23 protein-coding genes are annotated in these 19,621 nt (G+C 72.3%); 4 read left to right on the top strand and 19 right to left on the bottom strand.

From position 1 onward, the window contains the following. Window positions 1-15: 15 nt before the first annotated feature. From ACI791_RS04010 to ACI791_RS03920, 19 genes are all read right to left on the bottom strand, one after another. On the bottom strand, window positions 16-786 hold the full coding sequence (locus ACI791_RS04010) for a motility protein A (protein ID WP_456584860.1): 771 nt from the start codon (window positions 784-786) through the stop codon (window positions 16-18). 3 nt (window positions 787-789) lie between these two features. After that, window positions 790-1,071 (bottom strand): flagellar FlbD family protein, encoded by a 282-nt coding sequence (locus tag ACI791_RS04005; protein ID WP_456584859.1) that lies wholly within the window; start codon window positions 1,069-1,071, stop codon window positions 790-792. A 211-nt stretch (window positions 1,072-1,282) separates the two neighbouring features. After that, a complete protein-coding gene (locus ACI791_RS04000) occupies window positions 1,283-2,533 on the bottom strand; it encodes a flagellar hook protein FlgE (protein ID WP_456584858.1) in 1,251 nt (416 codons plus the stop codon). Window positions 2,534-2,600: 67 nt separating this feature from the next. After that, on the bottom strand, window positions 2,601-3,023 hold the full coding sequence (locus tag ACI791_RS03995) for a flagellar hook assembly protein FlgD (RefSeq protein ID WP_456584857.1): 423 nt from the start codon (window positions 3,021-3,023) through the stop codon (window positions 2,601-2,603). Between the two features lie 19 nt (window positions 3,024-3,042). Then, window positions 3,043-4,353, bottom strand: coding sequence for a flagellar hook-length control protein FliK (locus tag ACI791_RS03990; protein WP_456584856.1), 1,311 nt, complete (start codon window positions 4,351-4,353; stop codon window positions 3,043-3,045). Then, complete coding sequence (locus tag ACI791_RS03985) at window positions 4,350-5,300, bottom strand: transglycosylase SLT domain-containing protein (RefSeq protein ID WP_456584855.1); 951 nt, start codon at window positions 5,298-5,300, stop codon at window positions 4,350-4,352. The genes ACI791_RS03990 and ACI791_RS03985 overlap by 4 nt, the downstream gene beginning before the upstream one ends. Then, window positions 5,288-5,737 carry a flagellar export protein FliJ gene (locus tag ACI791_RS03980; protein WP_456584854.1) on the bottom strand — a complete coding sequence of 150 codons (450 nt, stop codon included), beginning with the start codon at window positions 5,735-5,737 and terminating at the stop codon, window positions 5,288-5,290. The genes ACI791_RS03985 and ACI791_RS03980 overlap by 13 nt, the downstream gene beginning before the upstream one ends. Then, window positions 5,734-7,044: a FliI/YscN family ATPase gene (locus ACI791_RS03975; protein ID WP_456584853.1), complete on the bottom strand. Its 1,311-nt coding sequence runs from the start codon at window positions 7,042-7,044 to the stop codon at window positions 5,734-5,736. Before ACI791_RS03975 ends, ACI791_RS03980 begins: the two co-directional genes overlap by 4 nt. Next, on the bottom strand, window positions 7,041-7,895 hold the full coding sequence (locus tag ACI791_RS03970; protein ID WP_456584852.1) for a FliH/SctL family protein: 855 nt from the start codon (window positions 7,893-7,895) through the stop codon (window positions 7,041-7,043). The genes ACI791_RS03975 and ACI791_RS03970 overlap by 4 nt, the downstream gene beginning before the upstream one ends. After that, the gene (gene fliG / locus ACI791_RS03965) at window positions 7,879-8,937 is read right to left on the bottom strand and encodes a flagellar motor switch protein FliG (RefSeq protein WP_456584851.1); all 1,059 of its coding nucleotides are present in this window, start codon (window positions 8,935-8,937) and stop codon (window positions 7,879-7,881) included. The genes ACI791_RS03970 and fliG overlap by 17 nt, the downstream gene beginning before the upstream one ends. Then, window positions 8,934-10,523 carry a flagellar basal-body MS-ring/collar protein FliF gene (gene fliF, locus ACI791_RS03960; protein ID WP_456584850.1) on the bottom strand — a complete coding sequence of 530 codons (1,590 nt, stop codon included), beginning with the start codon at window positions 10,521-10,523 and terminating at the stop codon, window positions 8,934-8,936. Before fliF ends, fliG begins: the two co-directional genes overlap by 4 nt. Beyond that, complete coding sequence (fliE, locus tag ACI791_RS03955; protein WP_456584849.1) at window positions 10,523-10,837, bottom strand: flagellar hook-basal body complex protein FliE; 315 nt, start codon at window positions 10,835-10,837, stop codon at window positions 10,523-10,525. The genes fliF and fliE overlap by 1 nt, the downstream gene beginning before the upstream one ends. Then, window positions 10,837-11,241, bottom strand: coding sequence for a flagellar basal body rod protein FlgC (gene flgC / locus ACI791_RS03950; protein ID WP_456584848.1), 405 nt, complete (start codon window positions 11,239-11,241; stop codon window positions 10,837-10,839). The genes fliE and flgC overlap by 1 nt, the downstream gene beginning before the upstream one ends. Window position 11,242: 1 nt before the next feature. Next, window positions 11,243-11,650, bottom strand: a complete 408-nt coding sequence (gene flgB, locus ACI791_RS03945; protein ID WP_456584847.1) for a flagellar basal body rod protein FlgB — start codon at window positions 11,648-11,650, stop codon at window positions 11,243-11,245. Window positions 11,651-11,909: 259 nt separating this feature from the next. Continuing rightward, a complete protein-coding gene (locus ACI791_RS03940; protein WP_456584846.1) occupies window positions 11,910-12,266 on the bottom strand; it encodes a hypothetical protein in 357 nt (118 codons plus the stop codon). Then, entirely contained in the window at window positions 12,263-12,655 is a 393-nt protein-coding gene (gene fliS / locus ACI791_RS03935; protein WP_456584845.1) for a flagellar export chaperone FliS, read from the bottom strand. Before fliS ends, ACI791_RS03940 begins: the two co-directional genes overlap by 4 nt. Before the next feature lie 48 nt (window positions 12,656-12,703). After that, window positions 12,704-14,062, bottom strand: coding sequence for a flagellar filament capping protein FliD (gene fliD, locus ACI791_RS03930; RefSeq protein ID WP_456584844.1), 1,359 nt, complete (start codon window positions 14,060-14,062; stop codon window positions 12,704-12,706). A 129-nt stretch (window positions 14,063-14,191) separates the two neighbouring features. Continuing rightward, complete coding sequence (locus tag ACI791_RS03925) at window positions 14,192-15,010, bottom strand: flagellin N-terminal helical domain-containing protein (RefSeq protein WP_456584843.1); 819 nt, start codon at window positions 15,008-15,010, stop codon at window positions 14,192-14,194. A gap of 137 nt (window positions 15,011-15,147) precedes the next feature. Then, on the bottom strand, window positions 15,148-16,002 hold the full coding sequence (locus tag ACI791_RS03920; protein ID WP_456584842.1) for a sigma-70 family RNA polymerase sigma factor: 855 nt from the start codon (window positions 16,000-16,002) through the stop codon (window positions 15,148-15,150). A 331-nt stretch (window positions 16,003-16,333) separates the two neighbouring features. Here ACI791_RS03920 and ACI791_RS03915 point away from each other — a divergent pair, with 331 nt between their 5' ends. From ACI791_RS03915 to fliW, 4 genes are read left to right on the top strand one after another with little or no spacing between them, the layout of a single operon-like run. Continuing rightward, a complete protein-coding gene (locus ACI791_RS03915; protein ID WP_456584841.1) occupies window positions 16,334-16,819 on the top strand; it encodes a flagellar protein FlgN in 486 nt (161 codons plus the stop codon). After that, window positions 16,816-18,216 (top strand): flagellar hook-associated protein FlgK, encoded by a 1,401-nt coding sequence (gene flgK / locus ACI791_RS03910; RefSeq protein ID WP_456584840.1) that lies wholly within the window; start codon window positions 16,816-16,818, stop codon window positions 18,214-18,216. The genes ACI791_RS03915 and flgK overlap by 4 nt, the downstream gene beginning before the upstream one ends. Before the next feature lie 7 nt (window positions 18,217-18,223). Further along, complete coding sequence (flgL, locus tag ACI791_RS03905) at window positions 18,224-19,108, top strand: flagellar hook-associated protein FlgL (protein WP_456584839.1); 885 nt, start codon at window positions 18,224-18,226, stop codon at window positions 19,106-19,108. After that, entirely contained in the window at window positions 19,108-19,548 is a 441-nt protein-coding gene (gene fliW / locus ACI791_RS03900) for a flagellar assembly protein FliW (protein ID WP_456584838.1), read from the top strand. Before flgL ends, fliW begins: the two co-directional genes overlap by 1 nt. Window positions 19,549-19,621: the final 73 nt, after the last annotated feature.

The raw sequence follows: 19,621 nt of genomic DNA, 5'->3' as shown, positions 1-19,621 counted from the left end.
CGGTTCCGGGCGTGCTCACGCGGCTTCCTTGGCGACCGAGCCGGGCGGCACGAGAGAGGTCAGCTTCAGCCGGACGGCGCGCGGGCTGGTACCGGCCTGGATCTCGGTGATGCCCTCGACGAGCAGCTCCATCTGGGCGGCCTGCAGCTCGCTGACCCGCATGATCTTGGCGCCCATCGGCAGGAACCAGAAGTTGGCGGCCATGACGCCCCACAGGGTGGCGACGAACGCCGCGGCGATCATCGGGCCCAGCGCCTCGGGGTTGCTGAGGCTCCCCATCACGTTCATCAGGCCGACGATGCAGCCGACGATGCCGATGGTCGGCGCGTAGCCGCCCATCGTGGTCATGAACTTGGCGGCGACCTTGTCCTCGGACTTCTTGGCGGCGATCTCGCTCTCGAGGACCGCGCGCAGCTCCTCGGGGTCGGTGCCGTCGATGGCCATCTGCAGGCCGCGTCGCAGGAACGGCTCCTCGATCGCCTTGACCTGGGCCTCCAGCGCCAGCAGGCCTTCCTTGCGGGCCTTCTCCGCGAGCGTCACCAGGATCCGGATCTGGTCGGTCGGCGGCGCCACCTTGGCCGGCATCACCGCCATCGTGAACCAGGCGGGCAGCTTCTTGATGTCGTCCATCGTCTGGCCGGACATCGCCGCACCGAACGTGGCGACGATCACCAGGATGATCGCCGGGAGGAAGATCAGCGACGTCGGGTCGGCGCCCTCCATGACCATGAAGGCGAGGAGGGCGACGAGCGAGACGACGAAGCCGATGAGGGTGGCCGGATCCACGGATCAGCGCTCCTCTCGGACGGGGAACGGCACGACCGACGAACCGCTGACCTGCTGCTCGGGGATGTGCCGGCGGTAGGTTCCCCGGTCCATCGCGTAGGAGATGGCGAGGATGCCGGCGCGGTGCTCGCGGATCTCCTGGAGGACCTCGTCCACGCTCTCCCGAACCACGTACTTCGTGCCGTCCACCAGGAAGGCCACCGTGTCCGGGTGGCCCTCGACCCTTTCGATCAGGTCGGGGTTGAGCGCGAACTGGTCGCCGTTCAGGCGCGTCACTCGGATCACGGGGTCGGTCCTCTTGCTCGGTGGGGCCCGTACAACGGGCAGCACTGTTCTCATCGGTCCCGGAACGGGCTTCCTTGAGCCGAAAGGCCCTGGCCGGGGGCGTGGCACGGACGGCCCGGTCACCCGTCCGGGTGACCGGGCCGTCGGCCTTCCGCCTCCTTCCCGCCCGGTTCCCGGCGTGCGGTCGACGGGGAGGGAGGGAGGTCCCGCATCAGCGCTTGAGGTTGACCAGGTCCTGCAGCAGCTCGTCGGACGCGGTGATCACCCGGCTGTTCGCCTGGAAGCCGCGCTGGGCGATGATCAACCCGGTGAACTCCTCGCTGAGGTCCACGTTGGACATCTCCAGCGCGCCCGACATCAGTTCGCCGCGGCCCCCGACGCCCGCCTGGCCGATGTTCGCCAGCCCGGAGTTCACACCCACGCGGAAGGCCGAGTTGCCGGCCTTCTCCAGCCCGCTCGGGTTGTTGAAGGAGGCAAGGGCCAGCCGGCCGAGCGGCTGGCGCAGGCCGTTGGAGTAGACCCCCATGATCGTTCCGTCGTTGCCGAGCGAGAAGGACTGCAGGGAGCCCAGCGCGTAGCCGTCCGGCTTCGGCGCGGCGACGGTGTTCGTGCCACCGAACTGGGTCAGCCCGGCGAGCCTGATCGTCACGTCGTTGTCCCAGCTGGGGTACGAGCCAGCGGGGAGAGCGTCGTTCGGGTTGAACGCGCCGAGCACGTGGTCGGGGCCGGCCGGGGTGGTGAGGTTGCCCGCCGCGTCGAAGACGATGCCGGTCGGGCCCATCAGCTGGGTGCCGTCGGCGTGCGTGACGCTGACGTTCCAGGCGTTGTCCCCGGTCTTCACGAAGTCGTACGCGACCTTGTGCAGCACACCCTGGCTGTCGTACATGTCCGCACCGAGCTGGAAAGCGGAGGTGTCGGCGACGTCGGAGGGCAGGTTGCCCATGATGCTGCCTGCCGTCGTCGACTTCGGGTTCACGATCTGCCCGTAGGGGACGACCAGGTCCTCGACCGGGCCGTTGGGGTTCACGTCGCCGTTCGCGTCGGCCACCCAACCCTGCAGGATCGAGCCGTCGGGGGTGACCAGCTTGCCGGTGGCGTCGAAGTCGAAGGAGCCGGCCCGGGTGAACAGCTGCTGCCCGCCCGCCCCCGCGACGACGAAGAAGCCGTCGCCCTCGATCATGAAGTCGGTGGACCGCCCGGTGGACTGGGCCGCACCGTTGGTCCAGTTGGTGGTGATCCCGGCCAGTTTGACGCCGAGGCCGATCTGCGCGGGGTTGGTGCCGCCGCGGTCCTCGGCAGGCTGACCGCCGGCGCGCACCGCCTGGGAGAGCGTGTCCTGGAAGACCGTGGCGCTGCTCTTGAAGCCGACGGTGTTGACGTTGGCGATGTTGTTGCCGGTGACGTCCATCTTCGTCTGGTGGGCACGCAGACCGGAGATGGCGGAGAACATGGAGCGGAGCATCGGGGATCTCCTCCGGGTGGGGTCTCGGGGTGGGGGAGCGCGGGTCGGCGCGGGGTCGGGGGAGGCGTCAGCGGGTGCCGACGTCGGTGATCCGGCCGACGGGTACGGCGACGCCGCCGATCCTGGCCTCCGCCTCGGCCTTGTCGGTGGCCAGGCGGACGGAGCTGACGACGCCGGTCTTCGAGACGCCCGTCGAGTCGGTGTAGGTGACGGTCTGGCCGACCATCGCGCCCGCGCTGCTGGAGCGCTGGAGCGCCAGCATCGAGGCGTTCTGCTTGGCGATCTCCTCGAGCTTCTCCACCTGGCTGAACGTCGCCGTCTGGGCCATCAGCTGGTTGGTGTCAGCCGGGTTGCCCGGGTCCTGGTACTTCATCTGGGCGACCAGCAGCTTGAGGAAGGTGTCCTTGCCCATCTGGTCCCCCCGGTCCACGGTGCCCGTGGCCGAGTAGGTCGCGGCGGCGCTGGTGGCCCCGCTCACTGCGTCCGGCATCGGTGGGTGGCTCCTTCTCTCAGGCGAGCACGTCCACGCCGGACGACGTGGATCGGGCGCGGGGCTGGTTCGGTCGCCCCTCTCCGCTATCGGCAGTCCGCCCCCCGGACCGGAACCGCTCGCCGCTTCCGTCCTGCGCGGAACCACGGTCGCCGGACCCCTGCTGCGCCTGCTGCCCGGCGTGCCGGGCCAGCCAGGAGCCGCCGGCGTCCGGGTCGACCTCGACCCGCGACGGGCTCAGACCGGCGGACTCCAGGTCGCGGCGGAGCTCGGGGAGGGCGTCCAGGAGCGTGGCGCGGCCCAGCTCGTGGGCACCGCGCAGAGTGAGGTCGAGGCTGCCCTGGCTGACGGTCACCTTGACCTCGACCGGGCCGAGGTTCTCGGGGGTGAGCACCAGCGTCATCGTGTGCGAGCCGTCGCCGGCTCCGCTGAGCACCGCCACCTGCCGGGCGACCTGGCCGGACACCGGGAGCGAGGCGCCCGCCCCGGTGGCCGGGGCGGCGTCCGCCGCAGCCGCAGCGGCGACGGCCGCCGTGACGGGCGCCGGTACGGTGCCGGCCGGGGACGTGACCGGTGCCGCCGGCCCAGGGGCCGTCTCCGCGGTGGTCTGCGTCCCCGGCACGGACGTGGGTGGGGCATCCTGGCGCGGCTCGCCGTCACCGGGTCCGCCGGACCCCGGTGGCGTGGACCCCGCAGGGGGGGCCGGCACGGGCGCGCCGGCGGGCGTGCCCGCACCGGCCGGCTGCGGACCGGCGGTCTCCTCGGTGCCGGCCGGGGTCGCGGTCGCGGCGGCGACGGTGACCACGGGCAGGTGCACCGCGGCCGTCGTCCCGGTGGCCGGCGCGCCGGCGGGAGTCGGTACGTCGCCCGCTGCCGCGCCGAGCGCGCCGGTCGCCGGGGTGGGCACGGCCTCGACGGCCGCTGCTGCCTCGGCCGCGAGCACCGGGGGCGGCCCGGCCGGCACAGCCCCCGCCGGGAGGACACCGGGCAGCGCGGCGGTCGCCGGTTCCGCGGCGACCGGTCCACCGGCCGCCGGGGTGGCGGTCGTGGCCAGGGCCAGCGCCCACAGCGCGGCGGCCACGCCGGCCGCCGCGGTGTCGACGACGGGGATCGTCCCCTCCTCCGGGAGCTCGCCGTCCTCACCCGCCGCCGGTCCGCCGGAGGACTGCCGGCCGCCGCCGGCCGTGGCGTCGCAGAGCCCGCCCCGGCCACCGGCCAGGGCGCCGTCCAGGGCCGACGCGAAGGGCGCCGCGCTGTCGGTGGACCCGCCGGACGACGTCGTCGACGGGGCGCGCGGGGCCGGGGCGGTGGTGGTCACGGGAGCTGTCATCGGTAGGCCTCCGCCTTGCTCATGACCGACCGGACGTAGTTCTGGGTCTCCGGGTAGGGCGGGACGCCCCCGTAGCGGCTCACCGTGCCGGGGCCGGAGTTGTACGCCGCCAGGGCCAGCTCCGTGGAGCCGAACTGCCTGGTCAGGCTGCTGAGGTACGTCGCTGCGCCGTCGATCGCCGAGGCAGGGTCGAACGCGTCGACGCCCAGACCCCGGGCGGTCGCCGGCATGAACTGCATGAGTCCCTGGGCCCCGGCCGGGGAGACGGCCGAGGAGTCGAATCCGGACTCCTGCTCGGCGACGGCCGCGAGCAGGGAGGCGTCGATCCCGTGCTTGCTCGCCGCCCGCGTGAAGAGGTCGGCGTAGGGCGCCCCGGCCAGCGTGCCGCCGGTCGTCGGTACGGTCGTCGCCCCGGTGGACGCGGGGAGAACCCGGCGGATCACCGTCGGATTGCCGACCGCCTGCACCTTGACCGTCTCACCGGCCTGCGGTGCGGCGACCATCTGGCCGTTGCCCAGGTAGATGCCCACGTGGTCGATCCCCGCGCGGGACGAGGAGTGGTCGAAGAAGACCAGGTCGCCCGGGCGGGCGGCGTCGAGCGAGGCGACGGCCTTGCCCGCGGTCGCCTGCTGCGAGGAGGTGCGCGGCAGCTCGACGCCGAGGTTGCCGTAGACCAGCTTGGTGAAGCCGGAGCAGTCCAGCCCCTTGGCGGGGTCGGTCCCGCCCCAGAGGTACGGCACACCGAGGTACTTCTGCGCCTCGGTGACCACGGCGCTCTCGGACGCGGTGCCCCCGCCCGACGGCAGGGTGCTGACCGACGAGGTGCTGCTCAGGCCCGCCGCGCCGGCGGCGGACGCCCAGGCGGCGGCCGACGCGGTGGCGGCGGCCGGCTGGAACCGGGCCTGGATCTCGAAGATCCGGGCCTGGACGGCGCTCAGCCCCTCCATGTCGTCTCCCTCGTGGTGCCGGGGGTGGCCCGGCCGGTGACCAGGTCGTCGGCGGCGCGCTCCTCGGCGACATCGGCGGCGTGCTGGTGGGCGGCCCGGTGGCGTTCGGCCAGGCGCTCGAGGGCCTTGGTGCGCTGGGCGGCGGCGGTCCACTGCGCGCGGACCGCCTCGGCCTGCTCGGCCTGGGCGGTGGCCAGGGCACGGGCGTCGGCGGCGTCGGTGGCGGCCGTCCGCAGCAGCACCATCGCCGCCACGAAAGAACCGGCCGGGAGGGACGGCGGCAGCACCGTCCCGGACAGGGCGGTCTCGTGCTCGGTGGCCCGCCGCGCGGCGTCTGCGGCGGTGCTGGCCGCGGCGGCGGCCGCTGCTGCGGCGGCGCGCTCCTCGGTCCGGCGCAGCTCGAGGACCGGCTGCAGCCGGAAGGCCGCGCGTTTCACCCGCCCCTCACGATCCGCCGCAGCCACGCCCACGCCTCGGCCGGCGAGGTCGACTCGCCCAGCGGTTGCTGAAGGAACGCGTCGATGCCCGGCGCGAGCTGCCGGGCACGGTCGACCAGCGGGTCGCTGCCGGCCTGGTAGGCGCCGATCTCGATGAGCTCACGGACGTCGCGCAGCGCCGCCATGAGGCGGCGGATCTCCCGGGCGTCGGCCATCTGCGCCGGCGGCACGACCGCGCCGGCGACGCGGGAGATGGACTCCAGCACGTCGATGGCGGGGAAGTGCCCGGCGGTGGCGAGCGTGCGGGTGAGCACGATGTGCCCGTCGAGGATCGAGCGGGCGGTGTCGGCGATGGGCTCGTTGTGGTCGTCGCCCTCGACCAGGACGGTGTAGAGACCGGTGATCGAGCCCGTGGCGCCGGTGCCGGCCTTCTCCAGCAGCTGCGGCATCATGGCGAAGACGCTCGGCGGGTAGCCCCGGGTCGCGGGTGGCTCCCCGGCGGAGAGCCCGACCTCGCGCTGGGCCATCGCCGTGCGGGTGATGGAGTCCATCAGCAGCAGGACGTCGCGGCCCTCGTCGCGGAAGGCCTCGGCGATGCGGGTGGCGACGAAGGCGGCCTTGAGCCGCACCAGCGGCGGCTCGTCGGAGGTGGCGACGACGACGACCGTGCGGGCCAGACCCTCCGCGCCGAGGTTCTCCTCGATGAACTCGCGCACCTCGCGGCCACGCTCGCCGATCAGCCCGATGACCCGGACGTCGGCGTCGGTGCCCCGGGTGATCTGCGCGAGCAGGCTGGACTTGCCGACGCCGGAGCCGGCGAAGATGCCGAGGCGCTGGCCCTTGCCGCAGGGGACGAGGGTGTCCAGGGCGCGGACGCCGAAGGTGAGCGGCTCCTCCACGCGGGTGCGGGAGAGCGCGTGCGGCGTCCGGGTCTCCAGGTCCACCCAGTCGACCGAACCGCCCAGTAGCGGGCCCCCGTCCACCGGCCGGCCCAGGCCGTCGAGGACGCGGCCGAGCAGCGCCTCGCCCACCGGCACCTGCAGGGGGCGGCCGGTGGTCCGCACCGGCGCGCCGGCGTGCACGCCGGAGAGGCCGCCCAGCGGCATGCAGGTGAGCCGGTCCCGGCCGACGGCGACGACCTCGGCCAGCAGCGGGCGGTCGGTGGGGTCGATCTCGACCAGGTCGCCGACGGCGGCGCTGACGCCGTCGACGCTGAGCGTCAGCCCCATGGCGCCGGTGACCGTGCCGGTCACCTGCGGGCGGGCGGCGGCCCGGGCGCGCTCGAGCATCGTGGGGGAGACGGTCACGAGCTGAGCACCGCCTGCACCCGCGCCAGCGCCGTGCCCAGCTGGGCGTCGATCCGGCGGGGACCGGACTCGGCGATCGCCCCGGCTCGCTCCACCGAGGGGTCGGCGACGACGCGCACGCTGTCGGGTAGCTCCGCGAGCGCCTCGGCGGGGACCTCGGCGAGGTCGTCGGGGTGCAGCCGCACGACCGCCGGTGCGTCCGCGGGGCAGAACGTGAGCGCGCGGCGCACCGCGTCCGCGACCGGGTCGGTGGCCAGGGCGAGCTCCCGGCCGAGGATGTCCTCGACGAGGGTGAGCACCGTGCCGACGATGGAGTCGCGGATGTCGTCGGCCACCGGGCGGGTGCTCTCCTCCAGCTGCCGTGCCGCCGCGCCCAGGGCGGCGGTGGCGGAGACCAGCCGGCGCTCCCAGCGGGCCTGGACCTCGGCGAGCCGTTGCTCGGCGGCGCGCTCGGCCTCGGCGACGACGACGTCCGCGGCCAGCAGGCCCTCGGCGTGACCTGCCGCGAAGCCCTCGGCGTGGGCCTGGGTCCGCAGCCGGGCGAGCTCCTCGGCGTAGACGTCGCCGAGCCGGAACGACGGCTTGCTGCCGGCGACCGGCTGGTCCTCGGCCCGGCGCACGGTCGTCCGCCGCTCGACCGGGAAGGGCTGCACCGGGACGGCGGGGGAGGGGGCCGCGACCACCGCGGTCACCGGTGCCGCCGTCCGAGCCGTGGGCACGGCCGCGGCGGTACCGCGCTCGGCCACGACCTCCCGGTAGGGGCGGGCGAGCGCGGCGGAGCCACCGCGCAGGATCGCGCCCTCCCGGGGAGGCCGGTGGCCGCCGGGGGCGTCGTCACGCGACGAAGTCATCGTCCCCGCCCCGGCTGATGGTCAGCACACCCTGCTCCTCGAGGGTGCGGATGACCGCGACGACCTTGGCCTGCGCCTCCTCGACGGTGCGCGTGCGCACCGGGCCGAGCAGCTCGATCTCCTCGACGAGGTTCTCGGCGGCGCGCTCGGAGAGGTTGCGCTTGATCTTCTCCTGGACGTCGGGCCGCACGCCCTTGAGCGCGGTGGCCAGGTCGTTGGCCTCCACGTCGCGCAGCACCAGCTGCAGGGAGCGGTCGTCGATGGTGACGATGTCCTCGAAGACGAACATCTGCGCCCGGACGGCCTCGGCCAGCTCGGGGTCGCTCCTGTCCAGCCACTCCAGGATGGAGCGCTCGGTCGGCCGTGGGGAGCGGTTGATGATCTCGACGAGGGTCTCGACGCCACCGACGGTGGTCATGTCCTGGTGCGCCAGGATCGAGCCCATCCGGCGGCCGAGCTCCTCCTCCACCAGCCGAACCATCTCCGGTGAGGTGCGGTCCATGGTGGCGATGCGGTGCGCGACCTCGGCCTGCTGCTCCGGGGCGAAGCCCGAGAGCACCTCGGCGGACTGGGCGGCCGTCAGGTGGGCGAGCACCAGCGCGATGACCTGCGGGTGCTCGTCCTTGAGGAAGGTGACGAGCTGGCGGACGTCGGCCTGTCGCAGCGAGGCGAAGGGCACCTCGGTGTACACGACGTTCAGCCGGGAGAGGATGCCCTCGGCCTGGTCCTGGCCGAGGCCGGCGGCCAGGATCTCGCGGGCGAACTCGACCCCGCCGCGGCCGACGAACTGCTGTGCGGTCATCAGGTGGTGGAACTCGCGCATGACGCCGTCGACGTCCTCGAGCTCCACCGAGCCGAGCTTCATCAGCTCCCGGGTCAGCGCCTCGACCTCCCGCGGGCGCAGCTGGGCCAGGAGGACGCCGGCCTCCTCCTTGCTCATCTGGGCGAGGAAGACGGCGGCCTTGCGCAGGCCCGGCATCTCGGGCCGCGGCGGGGTGGCGACGGCGGTGCTCGGCAGGCCGGGGATGCTGGCGAGGGTCATGACTTGCTCTCGCTGAGCCAGCCGCGCAGCATGGCCGCGACCTCGTCCGGACGCTCGCTGACCATCGACGAGATCTCCCCACGCACCTTGGCCCGTTCGACCGCCTCGAGCTCCAGGGCCGCGTTGTCGACCTCGAGCTCCTCCCGCGTGCTGGCCACCCGCAGGCGGTCCAGCTCGGCGAGCAGGTCGTCGTCGAGCTCGAGCGGCTCGTAGTCCTCGTCCTCGTCGTCCCGGCGGCGCGAGCGCAGCCAGACGATCAGGACGACCAGCGCGATGCCTGCGGCGATGCCACCGGTGCGGATCATCGACCACATCTGCTCGGCGGCCTCGGCCTCGCGGGCGGCCTCCATGGCCGCGGCGGCGTTCTCGGCCGCGGTGGCGTCGAAGGGCAGAGCGGCGACGGTGATGGCGTCGCCGCGGGCCTCGTCGAGGCCGACGGCGGTGACCATCAGGTCGGTCATCTGCTGCTGGTTGAGGTTGCCGGCCACGGCGTCGTCCATGACGACGGAGACGGTGAGCCGGTTCAGCCCACCCGGGGCGCCCTGCTCGACCGTGGTCGTCTTCCCGACGGCGTTGTTGGCGGTCGTCGACTCCTTGTTGTAGGTCGACTCCCCGCCCACGTCCTCCGCGGCGTCGGGCATGTTCTCCGGGCCCAGGATGCCGCCGACGGGAGCACCCCCGCCGACGTACTCCTCGGTCGTCGTCTGCTCCGAGAGGGGCGGGGTGCCCTCCTCGAACTGGTAGGTCTCCGACGTGGTGTCGCGCTGGGCCAGGTCCACGTCGGCGCGGACGGACACGACCGCGTTCCCCGGGCCGACGACCGAGTCGAGGATCTTCTGGGCGTTCGCGGCCAGCCGGTTCTCGTACTCCATCTCCACCTGCGAGCGCGCGTCGCCGGCGGCCGCGGTCACGCCCGTCCCGGCGGCGGAGAGCACCTGGCCGGTCGAGTCGGCGACGGTGACCTGGTCGGGGTCCATGTCCCGGACGCTGGAGGAGACCAGGTTGGTGACCGCCTGGATCTGCTCGCCGGAGAGCGCGGTGCCGGGCGTGAGGTCGAGCAGGACCGACGCGGTCGGCTCGGACTTCTCGCTGACGAAGACCTCGTCCTCGGGGAGGGCGACGTGCACGACGGCGGAGTTGACCCCGGCCAGCGCCTTGAGCGTGTTGGCCAACTCGCCCTCGAGGGCACGCTGGTAGGTGACCTGCTGTTGGAACTCGCTGGTGGTGATGCCCTGCTCGTCGAGCAGCGCGTAGCCGGTGTCCTGGCCCGCCGGCAGGCCCTGTCCGCTCATGGCCAGCCGCAGGTCGTACACGGCGTCCTTGGCGACCATGATCGTGCCGCCGCCGTCGGCCAGCTCGTAGGCGACGCCCTGGGCGTTGAGCTCGTCGACGATCGCCGACGCGTCGGCGGATGCGAGGTTCGAGAACAGCGGGGCCTGGGTGGGCGTGGTGATCCAGCTGTAGAAGAAGACCCCGCCGAGGCTCAGCCCGGCGAGCAGCAGGCCGATGACGACCCTCTGCCCGAGGCTGATCGTGTCGAACGTGGAGCGGGCACGCTCCAGCGTCCCGGCGAGCGCCGAATTCATCAGATCTGCATCCTCATGATCTCGGTGAACGCCGCGACGGCCTGGTTCTTGATGGTCACCACCAACTCCGTGGCCACGCCCGACTCAGCGCTGGCGATCATGTAGTCGTGGACGTCCTTCAGGTCGCCCGTGGCGGCCTGCACAGCCAGGTCCGAGGTCACCGACTGGGTGGCCTGGAGCCTGTCGAAGGTGGCGGCCAGGACGGCGGCGAAGCCGTCGGCGCCCTCGGTGGGGGGAGTGCCCCGGGTGCTGCCGGCGACGCCGGTGACCACACCCGTGCCGACGAGCGGGATGCCGCCGAGCGGGATCGTCATCAGCGCTTCCCGAGCTGCAGGGCCGCCTGGTAGGCGGTGGTGGCCCGCTCGACCACGGCGAGGTTCGCCTGGTAGCCGCGCTGCGCCATCATCATGTGGGTCATCTGGTCGCCCAGGTCGATGTCGGGGTACCTGACGTAGCCCTCGGCGTCGGCGAGCGCGTGGTCGGGCTCGTAGACCATGCGGCCCTCGGGGTCGCCGAACTCCGCGCGGGCCACGCGCACGCCGCCCTCGCCGGTGCCGTACTCCACGGCCTGGGCGACGACGAGCCGCTCCTGGAAGGCGTCCTCGTCGGTGCGCCGGACAGTGTTGATGTTCGCGATGTTGTCGGAGACGGCATCGAGCCACTTGCGGTGCGTCATCAGCCCGGACTGGGAGATGCTCAGAGCCTGGAACATGCTCATGTCAGGACGTCCTCAGTGCCGTGCGCAGCGAGTTGTACTTCCCGTCGAGCGCGTTGAGCGCCAGCTGGTAGCGCAGGCCGGTCTCGGTGGCGATGACCGTCTCCGCGTCGAGGTTGACGTTGTTGCCGTTGGTGTTCGTCGGCTCCAGCGAGCGCGCGGTGGTGCCGCCCGAGATCGCCGGGGTGGACCCGCTGCTGACGGCCCCGCGCAGCGACGACTCGAAGTCCGTGCGCCCGGCCAGGAAGCCGGGGGTGTTGACGTTCGCGATGTTGTCGGCGGTGACACGCTGCCGCTTCGCGAGCCCGGCGAGGGCTGCGTGCAGGACCGTCGAGGTGGCGTCGCCGATCATCAGGCGGCTCGCCGACGGGGAGAGCAGGACACGATCGACCTCCGGGTACGCGGAAGACACTCGCGAACGAGTGCTGGGCCGCCGATCCGTGGCGAAAGGTGTTGCTCTCCGTGCACAAGCCTCATCGGCACGGCTGGGTGGTGACATGACCGCGCTCTCGCGACTGGAGGGGTGGCAGTGACCACACGGGGCTGTGGTGACGACTGTGACGACTGCGCGATCCCGGGCAAGCACCCCGAGTGACCGACGGCCTCGAACGCACCGCGGCCGGTCACCGCTGGAGCGGTGACCGGCCGGAGGGCGCGGAAGTCGGCAGGTGTCAGAGGGCCCGGTCGACGAACGAGGCGACGGGCCGGCTGGGGGCGTAGGACATGCGGGCGGCCAGATCGCGCTGGCGCTGGGACTGCATGATCCGCTCGACCAGCTCCTCGGCGACCGCGAGCTGGTGCTGCAGGAGCCGGGCGGCGCGCTCGCGGAGGTCGTCGGGGAGGGGGCCCAGGCTCGAGGGCGGCACCCAGTCGTCGACGCGGCGGCCCCAGGAGGCGATCTCCTCGGCGCGTCCGGAGGCCATGGTCTGCTCCGCCGCGACCACCTCGCCCTCGAGGTGGGTGAGCACCGTGGTCCACTCGACCGGCTGCGGTGCGCCGTCCTCGCGCGCGGCTGGAGCGCCGGTCACGAGGCCGTCGCCGCGCCGGCCAGCGAGGCGGCGGCCTGGCGCCAGGCGTCGCGCAGCGGCTCGACCACCTGGCGGCAGGACGCGATGCGGTTGCCGTCGAGCTTGACGTTGGCCTGCACCAGCTCGCTGATCAGCCAGTTGTAGAGCGCAGCCAGCCGGGGCCCGCCTTCCCAGGCGTCCACCTGAAGGCTCGACAGCAGCTCCATCACGATGGCCTGCGCGTGCTGCAGCTCCTCGTTCGCGCGCGGCCGATCACCGCCAACGGCTGCCTCGTGGGCACGCTCGAGGTCGAGCGCCAGCCGGTCGTAGAGCATGACCAGGAGGTGCTGGGGCGAAGCGGTGGTCACGGTGTCGCCGAGGTAGCGAGCGCGGAGGGAAGCGGCACTCATCGAGACGTCTCCTGAAATTCGCAGGTGCAGCGGGGATGGACCGAGGGACTAGCCGTAGCTCGGGAGGGAGGAGATCTGTCCGGCGAGCCACGAGGACTGCTGCTTCATGGTCGACAGCGCCGTCTCCATGGCGGTGAACTGTCGGGTCAGGGCCTCCCGGCGCTTCTCCAGCCGGAGGTCCCAGGCGTCGATCCGATCCTGGATGTCCTTGACCAGGTCGTCGCGGCTCTTGGCCAGCGTGGTCAGAGTGCCGGTCGTCGTGTTGGTCGCCGACTTCGTGAAGGTCTGCAGACCCCGCGCGAGACCCGGCATGCCGTCGTCGGCGGTGTTGATCGTGTTGTCCGGCCCCGGGCCGGCGGGCGTGCCGACGATCGTCCCCTCGACCATGGCCGGGTCGCGCGCGTAGGCGGCCAGGAACGTGGCCTTGTCGAATGTGACCGACCCGTTCCGGGTGAGCTGGATACCGACCGGTGCGGCCGAGCCGGTCCCTCCGGCGCCGCTCGAAGCGATTCGAAGCACCTGACCGGCCATGCTCGTCAGTGTGCTGTCGCCCTTGAGGACCGCGATGGAGCCACCGGTGCTGGAGCCGTAGAGGGAGATCGACCCGAGGGCCGAGTTGGCGGCGTCCACGAGGGCCTGGACCTTCGCGGCGATCGCTTCGGGATTCGATCCGACCGCCACGGTCACCCCGGATTCGGGCTTGCTGACCGTGATGGTGGCGCCGGGCACCAGGCCGGTGAAGTCGTTGGTCGCCGACCGCACGTCATAGGCCGCAGCGGTGCTGCCCACCGTGATGTGGGCGTCGGCACCCTGCGTCGTGGTCGAGAACTCGGTGGCTCCTCCCAGCCCGAAGGTCGTCGAGACCCCGGACGTCTTGGCGGTGACCTGCAGGCGGTAGTCATTGTCGCCGACGCGTACCGCGGTGGCCGAGAGGCCGAAGGAGGCGGCGTTGATGGCCTTGACGGCGTCCTCCAGCGTGGCGTCCGCCGGGAGAGCGATCTCGCCCTTGGGCTGGTCCAGAGCGTCACGGACGACGATGGGTGACGCTAGTCCGTACGGCTGCGTGGAGGCCGTCCAGCTGGCTGTGCTCACGACCGAGTGAGTGACGGCGACGGCCTTGACGTCGAAGGTCAGGGACCCGGTCTGCGGCGCGCTGCCGAGCGCCACCGAGACGCTCGGCGCCGACGACGAGGCCTTGGCCGAGGACCAGGTCTCGGGTTTGAGAACCGCTTCTGCGGCGGTGCGGAGGGCGTCGAAGCGGGTGTTGATCGAACGGTAGGCCGACGCGGCCGATTCGGTGCTGGTCAGCCGGTTCCTCAGCGCCGTCTGCGGGGCCGCTTCGGCCTGGATGAGCTGGTTGATCAGGCTGGTCGTGTCCAGTCCGGAGACCAGGCCGTCGACGGTCATGCCTGCCACGTCGGTCCTCCAGGTGTCGCGGGGGCGGTGCCGGTTGTGCGTGAGGGGGGAGGCCGGGGGCCTCCCCCCTCAGCAGGGTGGAGCTGTGGTGCTTGTCGATCAGGCCCTGGAGGGGACGGATCAGCCCAGGAGGCGCAGAACGCCCTGGGGCGCCTGGTTGGCCTGGGCGAGCATCGCGGTGCCGGCCTGGGACAGGATCTGCGAGCGGGTGAAGCTCATCATCTCCTGCGCCATGTCCGTGTCACGGATCCGCGACTCGGACGCCGACAGGTTCTCAACGGCGACGTTCAGGTTGTTGATCTTGTGCTCGAGTCGGTTCTGCGTCGCACCGAGCTTGGAGCGCTCGGTGGACACGGTTCCGATGGCGGTGTCGATGCTGGCGAGGGCCGTCTGGGCGTTGGCCGTGGTCTTCAGATCGCCGACGGCCGTGAGGAGCGTCGCCGCCTTCATGTCGCCGATGGTCACCTTGAGCTGCTCGCCGGCGTTCGCGCCGACCTGGAAGTTCTTGTCGTAGTCCCCGTTGAGCAGCGCCTGACCACCGAAGGTGGTCTTGGTGGCGATGTCATCGAGCTCCTTGGCGAGCTCCTGGTACTCGGTGTCCGCCGCGGCCTGGGCCTTGGTGTCCTGGGAGCCCTCGTTGGACGCCTGGACGGCCAGGTCACGCATCCGCTGCAGGATCGAGTGGGTCTCCGTCAAGGCACCTTCCGCCGTCTGCACGACGGAGACGCCGTCCTGAGCGTTGCGGGAAGCGACCTTCAGGCCACCGACCTGAGCCCGCAGACCCTCGGAGATCGAGAGGCCGGCGGCGTCGTCCGCAGCGCGGTTGATGCGGAAGCCGCTGGAGAGCTTCTCCAGGGACTTGCTCATCTGCCCGTCGGTGATCGACAGGTTGCGGTACGAGTTCATCGCCGCGATGTTCTGGTTGATGCGCAGACCCATGATGTTCCTCCTTGGAAGGGGTCCTACTGATGACTCCCGCTGCATCCGTGCTGCGGGCCGGGCTGGTGTCGCAGGAACAACTTCGGTCTGACCCCGCTGGGACTTGAGGCGAAGTCGACGCTTTTTTCGCCGTCCGTTCAGGCGGGGCGCGCGGCCGCCGTCCGGTCGGGGGTGATCCATGCGCCCGCCCGTGGACGCGGCGGTGACGGCATCGGGGGAGTGGCCGGCACGGCGGTGCCGGCGCGGATGGAGAGTCGCTCGAGGTATGCGCGCTGCTGGTTGCGCGCGCGGACCCCGCCGGTGGCCGGGACGGCCATGCCCTCCCACGTCTCGCCCATGGCGGCGTGCAGGAGGGTCAGTGCCCGCGCGCGCATCTGGGAGACCCGCGACAGGGTCACCCCAAGGTCTTGCGCGATGTCGGTCAGCGATTCATCACCGAAGAAATTGCGCTCGATGACCTCGTCGAGCCGGTCGGGCAGGGCCCGGATCGCCTCGTGCAGGTGACGGGCGCGCTCTCCCCGCAGGACCGCGCGCTCGGGTGACTCGCTGACATCGGGCAGGTCCAGGGTCGTCCCGTCGGGGCCGGCCTCGGCGTCGATGCTCACCATGACGGCCCGGTGGACGTCGACCTGCAGGTGGTCCAGTTCGCTTGGCGCGACGCCCAGGCTCTGCGCGAGCTCCTCGCGGGTGGGTGGCCGGCCGAGGCTGATCGTCAGCGCGTCGACGGCGGCGTCCGTTCGCCGGGCCGCGGCGCGCACCGAGCGGCTGGCCCAGTCGCCCGACCGCAGCTCGTCGAGGACCGCGCCCTGCAGGCGGGCCAGGGCGTAGGTGGCGAACGAGGCGCCGGCGGCCGGGTCGAACCGGCGCGCCACCTCGACCAGCGCCACGTGGGCGCAGGAGAGCAGGTCCTCCCGGCTGACGTGGCCGGGGAGCGAGATCCGCGACGCGACGGCGTTGACGGCGAAGGCCGCGAGCGGGAGGTGATCGGTCACCAGCGCGTCGACCTCCTCCGGCGACCGCCCCTTGACCGGGTGCGGCACCCGGCCGTTCGGCAAGCGTTCGCGCGACGGCCGGTCATGCGCGGACCGCTCACGCAGTGGTCGCTCGGTCGCGAGGGCACGGACTGGGGTCACGTCCGTATTCCTCGGCGGTCGGCGCCGGGGTCGGCACCACGTCCCGGCAGGAATTCTCGTCAACTCGAGCGCCAGTTCCGCGCTTCGGCTCAACCCTCCCCGAGCGGTGCCGATGCCTGCTCCGACGGCGGTTGCCCCGGCACTGCGGCTGCGAGCGAGCACGAATGAGACGACGGAGGGCGGTGGACGCGTGGACTACCAGCACCTGTCGACGTTGCTGTGGCGGGAGCAGGAGCTGCTGGACCTGCTGCTGTTCAAGGCCGAGGAGAAGCAGTACCTCCTCCTCACCGGCAAGACCCGCTGGCTCCAGCGGATCGCCCACGAGATCGAGGTGGTCCTCGACCAGCTGCGCACCCTCGAGGTCGAGCGCGCTGCCGCGACCGAGGCCCTGGCCCAGAAGCTGGGAATCGACTCGAACCCCTCGCTCCGCCAGGTGGCCGAGGTCGCGCCCGCGCCGTGGAACGACCTGTACGCCAAGCACCACGAGGCGCTCCTCGTTCTGGTCACCGAGCTGCGGAGCCTCTCCGACGCCAACCGGGAGCTGATCGAGGGCGGTCTGGCCGCCATCGGTGACGCCCTGCTGCAGGTCCGCACCGCCTCGGCCGGCACCTATGGCTCGACCGGGCGCCACTCCGGCGGCAGCTCCCGTGCGGTGACCCTGGACGGCGCCCTGTGAGCACGTTCTCCGGGTTGAACACGGCGACCACCGCCCTGTGGGCGCAGCGCCGCGGCCTCGACGTGACCGGCCAGAACATCGCCAACGTCAACACCGACGGCTACTCGCGTCAGCGGGTGGACCTGTCCGCCATCAGCGGCAGCACCGTGCCGGCCTTCTTCTCGACCAGCACGGGTATCGGCCAGGGCGTCCGCGCGGACGACGTCATCCGGATCCGGGACGCCTTCCTGGAGGGCCGCGGGCACACCGAGCGCGCCCACCAGGCCCAGCTGGTCGCCGAGACCGACGCCTACCAGCTCGTCGAGCAGGCGTTCCGCGAGCCCGGTGACACGGGCGTCCAGAAGATGCTGTCGGAGATGTGGGCAGGATGGCAGGACGTCGCTAACTCACCCGACGACCCCGCCGCCCGGGGGCAGGTGCTCAAGCGCCTGGAGACCCTCGTCGGCGGACTGCACTTCAGCCACCAGCAGCTCGGCGGGCAGTGGGACCAGACCCGGGAGAACCTCGCCGTGCTGGTGGCCGACGTCAACGCGGCCGCGGCGAACATCGCCGAGCTCAACGTGGCCATCCAGCGGGCGACGCAGAGCAACCTCCCGAGCAACGACCTCGCCGACCAGCGCGACGAGCTCGTCATGAAGCTGGCCGACCAGGTGGGCGCGACCGTCCGGCACGGCAAGGACGGCGTGCTCGATGTCGTCGTCGGCGGGATGTCCCTGGTCTCGTCGGGCTCGGCGACGACGTTCACCCTCGCCGGCTCGACGGACCCCGACGCCGCCGTCGGTGACCCGCTGCGCATCGTGACCGCGGTCGGCAACTTCGGTGTGCGCGTCGGCGGGACCGCCGCCGGGCAGCTCGACACCCTCAACACGATCATCCCCGGCTACCGCGCCCAGCTCGACGGCGTCGCCACGGGCCTGGCGACGGCGCTCAACGACGCGCACGCCGCCGGCTTCGACCTCTACGGCGATGCGGGGACGGCGCTCCTCGGTTCATCCGGCGGCCCGATCACGGCGTCCACGATCTCGGTCGTGATCACCGACCCCAAGCGCATCGCCGCGTCGTCGGTGGGGCCGGGCACGCCCAACCTCGACCGCGGGAACGCCGACGCGATCGCCCAGCTGGCGAACTCGGTCACCGGCGTCGACGCCGGCTACCGGAAGATGATCGTCGAGCTGGGCGTCCAGTCGGCGGTGTCCCAGCGCAACCTCGGCATCCAGAGCAGCATCACCACCACGGTCGACGCCGCACGCGACTCGGTCGCCGGTGTCAACCTCGACGAGGAGCTCACCAACATGCTCTCGTACCAGCACGCCTACGCGGCCGCGGGGCGCATGATCACCGCGATCGACGAAGCGCTCGACGTCCTGATCAACCGCACCGGCCTGGTCGGGCGCTGATCCTGGGATGCGCATCACCCAGCGCGCCGTCGCGCTCACCAGCCTGCAGGGGCTCAACCGGAACCTCGACGCGCTGGGCAAGCTCCAGCAGCAGCTCACCTCGGGCAGGATGCTCAGCGCCCCGTCGGACTCGCCGACCGGTACCAACCGCGCCATGCAGACGCGGTCGGACCAGGAGGCGGTCGCCCAGTACGCGCGAAACATCTCTGACGGGCAGAGCTGGCTGAACCAGACCGACTCCACGCTGCAGCAGATCACCGATGTCACCCGCAAGGTCCGGGACCTCACCGTGCAAGGGCTGAACACCGGCGGCATGTCCGACACCGCCCGTCAGGCGCTCGCCACCGAGGTCAGTTCCCTGCGCGAGAGCCTCCTGGGGTTGGCGAACACGACCAACGCCGGCCGTCCGCTCTTCGGTGGCATCACCACCGGGCAGCAGGCGTACGACTCCACCACCGGCGCCTACCTCGGCATGGCTGCCGCCGAGGTGTCCCGGCGGGTCTCGAGCACCGAGTCGGTCCGCATCGACGTGAACGGCCCTGAGGCGTTCGGGCCGGCCGGTGCCGACCTGTTCGCGGTCGTCGGCCGCATCGCCACCAACCTGACCGGCGATCCGACGGCGCTGGAGACGGATCTCGCGGATCTCGACGGGCTGATGCAGGGCATGCGGTCCGCGCTCGCCGACGTCGGCGCCCGATCCGCGCGGATGGACCGGCAGGGTCAGCTCAACGCCGACCGGGGCATCGGACTGGAGACCCGGCTGGCCGAGGTCGAGAGCATCGACCTGCCGAACACGATCATGAGGTTGCAGATGCAGCAGACGGCGTACGAGTCGGCGCTGGCCGCCACCGCCAAGGCGATCTCGCCCACGCTGCTGGACTACCTGCGCTGATGACCACCCTCACCGACGGCCCCGCAGCGGGTCCGACGACGGCACCGGCTCCGCCCCCGGTCCAGGTGCTCTCGTTCGCCGAGCCGCTGCCCGGGTTCCCCCGCCATGCCGACTACGTCCTGGTCGCCGGGGACAAAGCCGGGCTGCTGTTCTGGCTGCAGGCGGTGGCTCCGGACGGGCCACGGTTCCTCGCCGTCCCGGCCCGGGAGTTCTTCCCGGACTACTCGCCCGTGGTGCCGGCCCCCGTCCGGCGGGAGCTGGGTCTGGCCGACGCCGCGGACGCCCGGGTCTACTGCCTGGTCAGCGTTCCGGACGGCGATCCCGCCGAGGCCACCGCCAACCTCCGCGCCCCGGTGGTCGTCGCCCCCTCGACGCACCGGGCCCGGCAGGTGGTGCAGGCGGACACGTCTCTTCCCCTTCGGCGGCGCCTGCGCCGATAACCTCTCAGGGCCCACACGCAGCGGCCCACGCCCGCACCGCCGGGCACCGCCACGGACGGCCGTCACACACCCA

The sequence above is a fragment of the Blastococcus sp. SYSU DS0973 genome, assembly GCF_054051055.1.
Note: the sequence above shows the minus strand (reverse complement) of the source record. Positions and strands in the feature narration are given on the sequence as shown.

Excerpts from the sequence above, each read along its gene's own strand:
- flgL (WP_456584839.1), top strand. The coding sequence starts at position 18,224 with ATGCGCATCACCCAGCGCGCCGTCGCGCTCACCAGCCTGCAGGGGCTC.
- ACI791_RS03995 (WP_456584857.1), bottom strand. The coding sequence starts at position 3,023 with ATGCCGGACGCAGTGAGCGGGGCCACCAGCGCCGCCGCGACCTACTCG.
- fliF (WP_456584850.1), bottom strand. The coding sequence starts at position 10,523 with ATGAATTCGGCGCTCGCCGGGACGCTGGAGCGTGCCCGCTCCACGTTC.
- flgC (WP_456584848.1), bottom strand. The coding sequence starts at position 11,241 with ATGAGCATGTTCCAGGCTCTGAGCATCTCCCAGTCCGGGCTGATGACG.
- fliW (WP_456584838.1), top strand. The coding sequence starts at position 19,108 with ATGACCACCCTCACCGACGGCCCCGCAGCGGGTCCGACGACGGCACCG.
- fliD (WP_456584844.1), bottom strand. The coding sequence starts at position 14,062 with ATGACCGTCGACGGCCTGGTCTCCGGACTGGACACGACCAGCCTGATC.
- ACI791_RS03970 (WP_456584852.1), bottom strand. The coding sequence starts at position 7,895 with ATGACTTCGTCGCGTGACGACGCCCCCGGCGGCCACCGGCCTCCCCGG.
- fliE (WP_456584849.1), bottom strand. The coding sequence starts at position 10,837 with ATGACGATCCCGCTCGGCGGCATCCCGCTCGTCGGCACGGGTGTGGTC.
- ACI791_RS03925 (WP_456584843.1), bottom strand. The coding sequence starts at position 15,010 with ATGGGTCTGCGCATCAACCAGAACATCGCGGCGATGAACTCGTACCGC.
- fliG (WP_456584851.1), bottom strand. The coding sequence starts at position 8,937 with ATGACCCTCGCCAGCATCCCCGGCCTGCCGAGCACCGCCGTCGCCACC.
- ACI791_RS04000 (WP_456584858.1), bottom strand. The coding sequence starts at position 2,533 with ATGCTCCGCTCCATGTTCTCCGCCATCTCCGGTCTGCGTGCCCACCAG.
- ACI791_RS03985 (WP_456584855.1), bottom strand. The coding sequence starts at position 5,300 with ATGGAGGGGCTGAGCGCCGTCCAGGCCCGGATCTTCGAGATCCAGGCC.
- fliS (WP_456584845.1), bottom strand. The coding sequence starts at position 12,655 with ATGAGTGCCGCTTCCCTCCGCGCTCGCTACCTCGGCGACACCGTGACC.
- ACI791_RS03990 (WP_456584856.1), bottom strand. The coding sequence starts at position 4,353 with ATGACAGCTCCCGTGACCACCACCGCCCCGGCCCCGCGCGCCCCGTCG.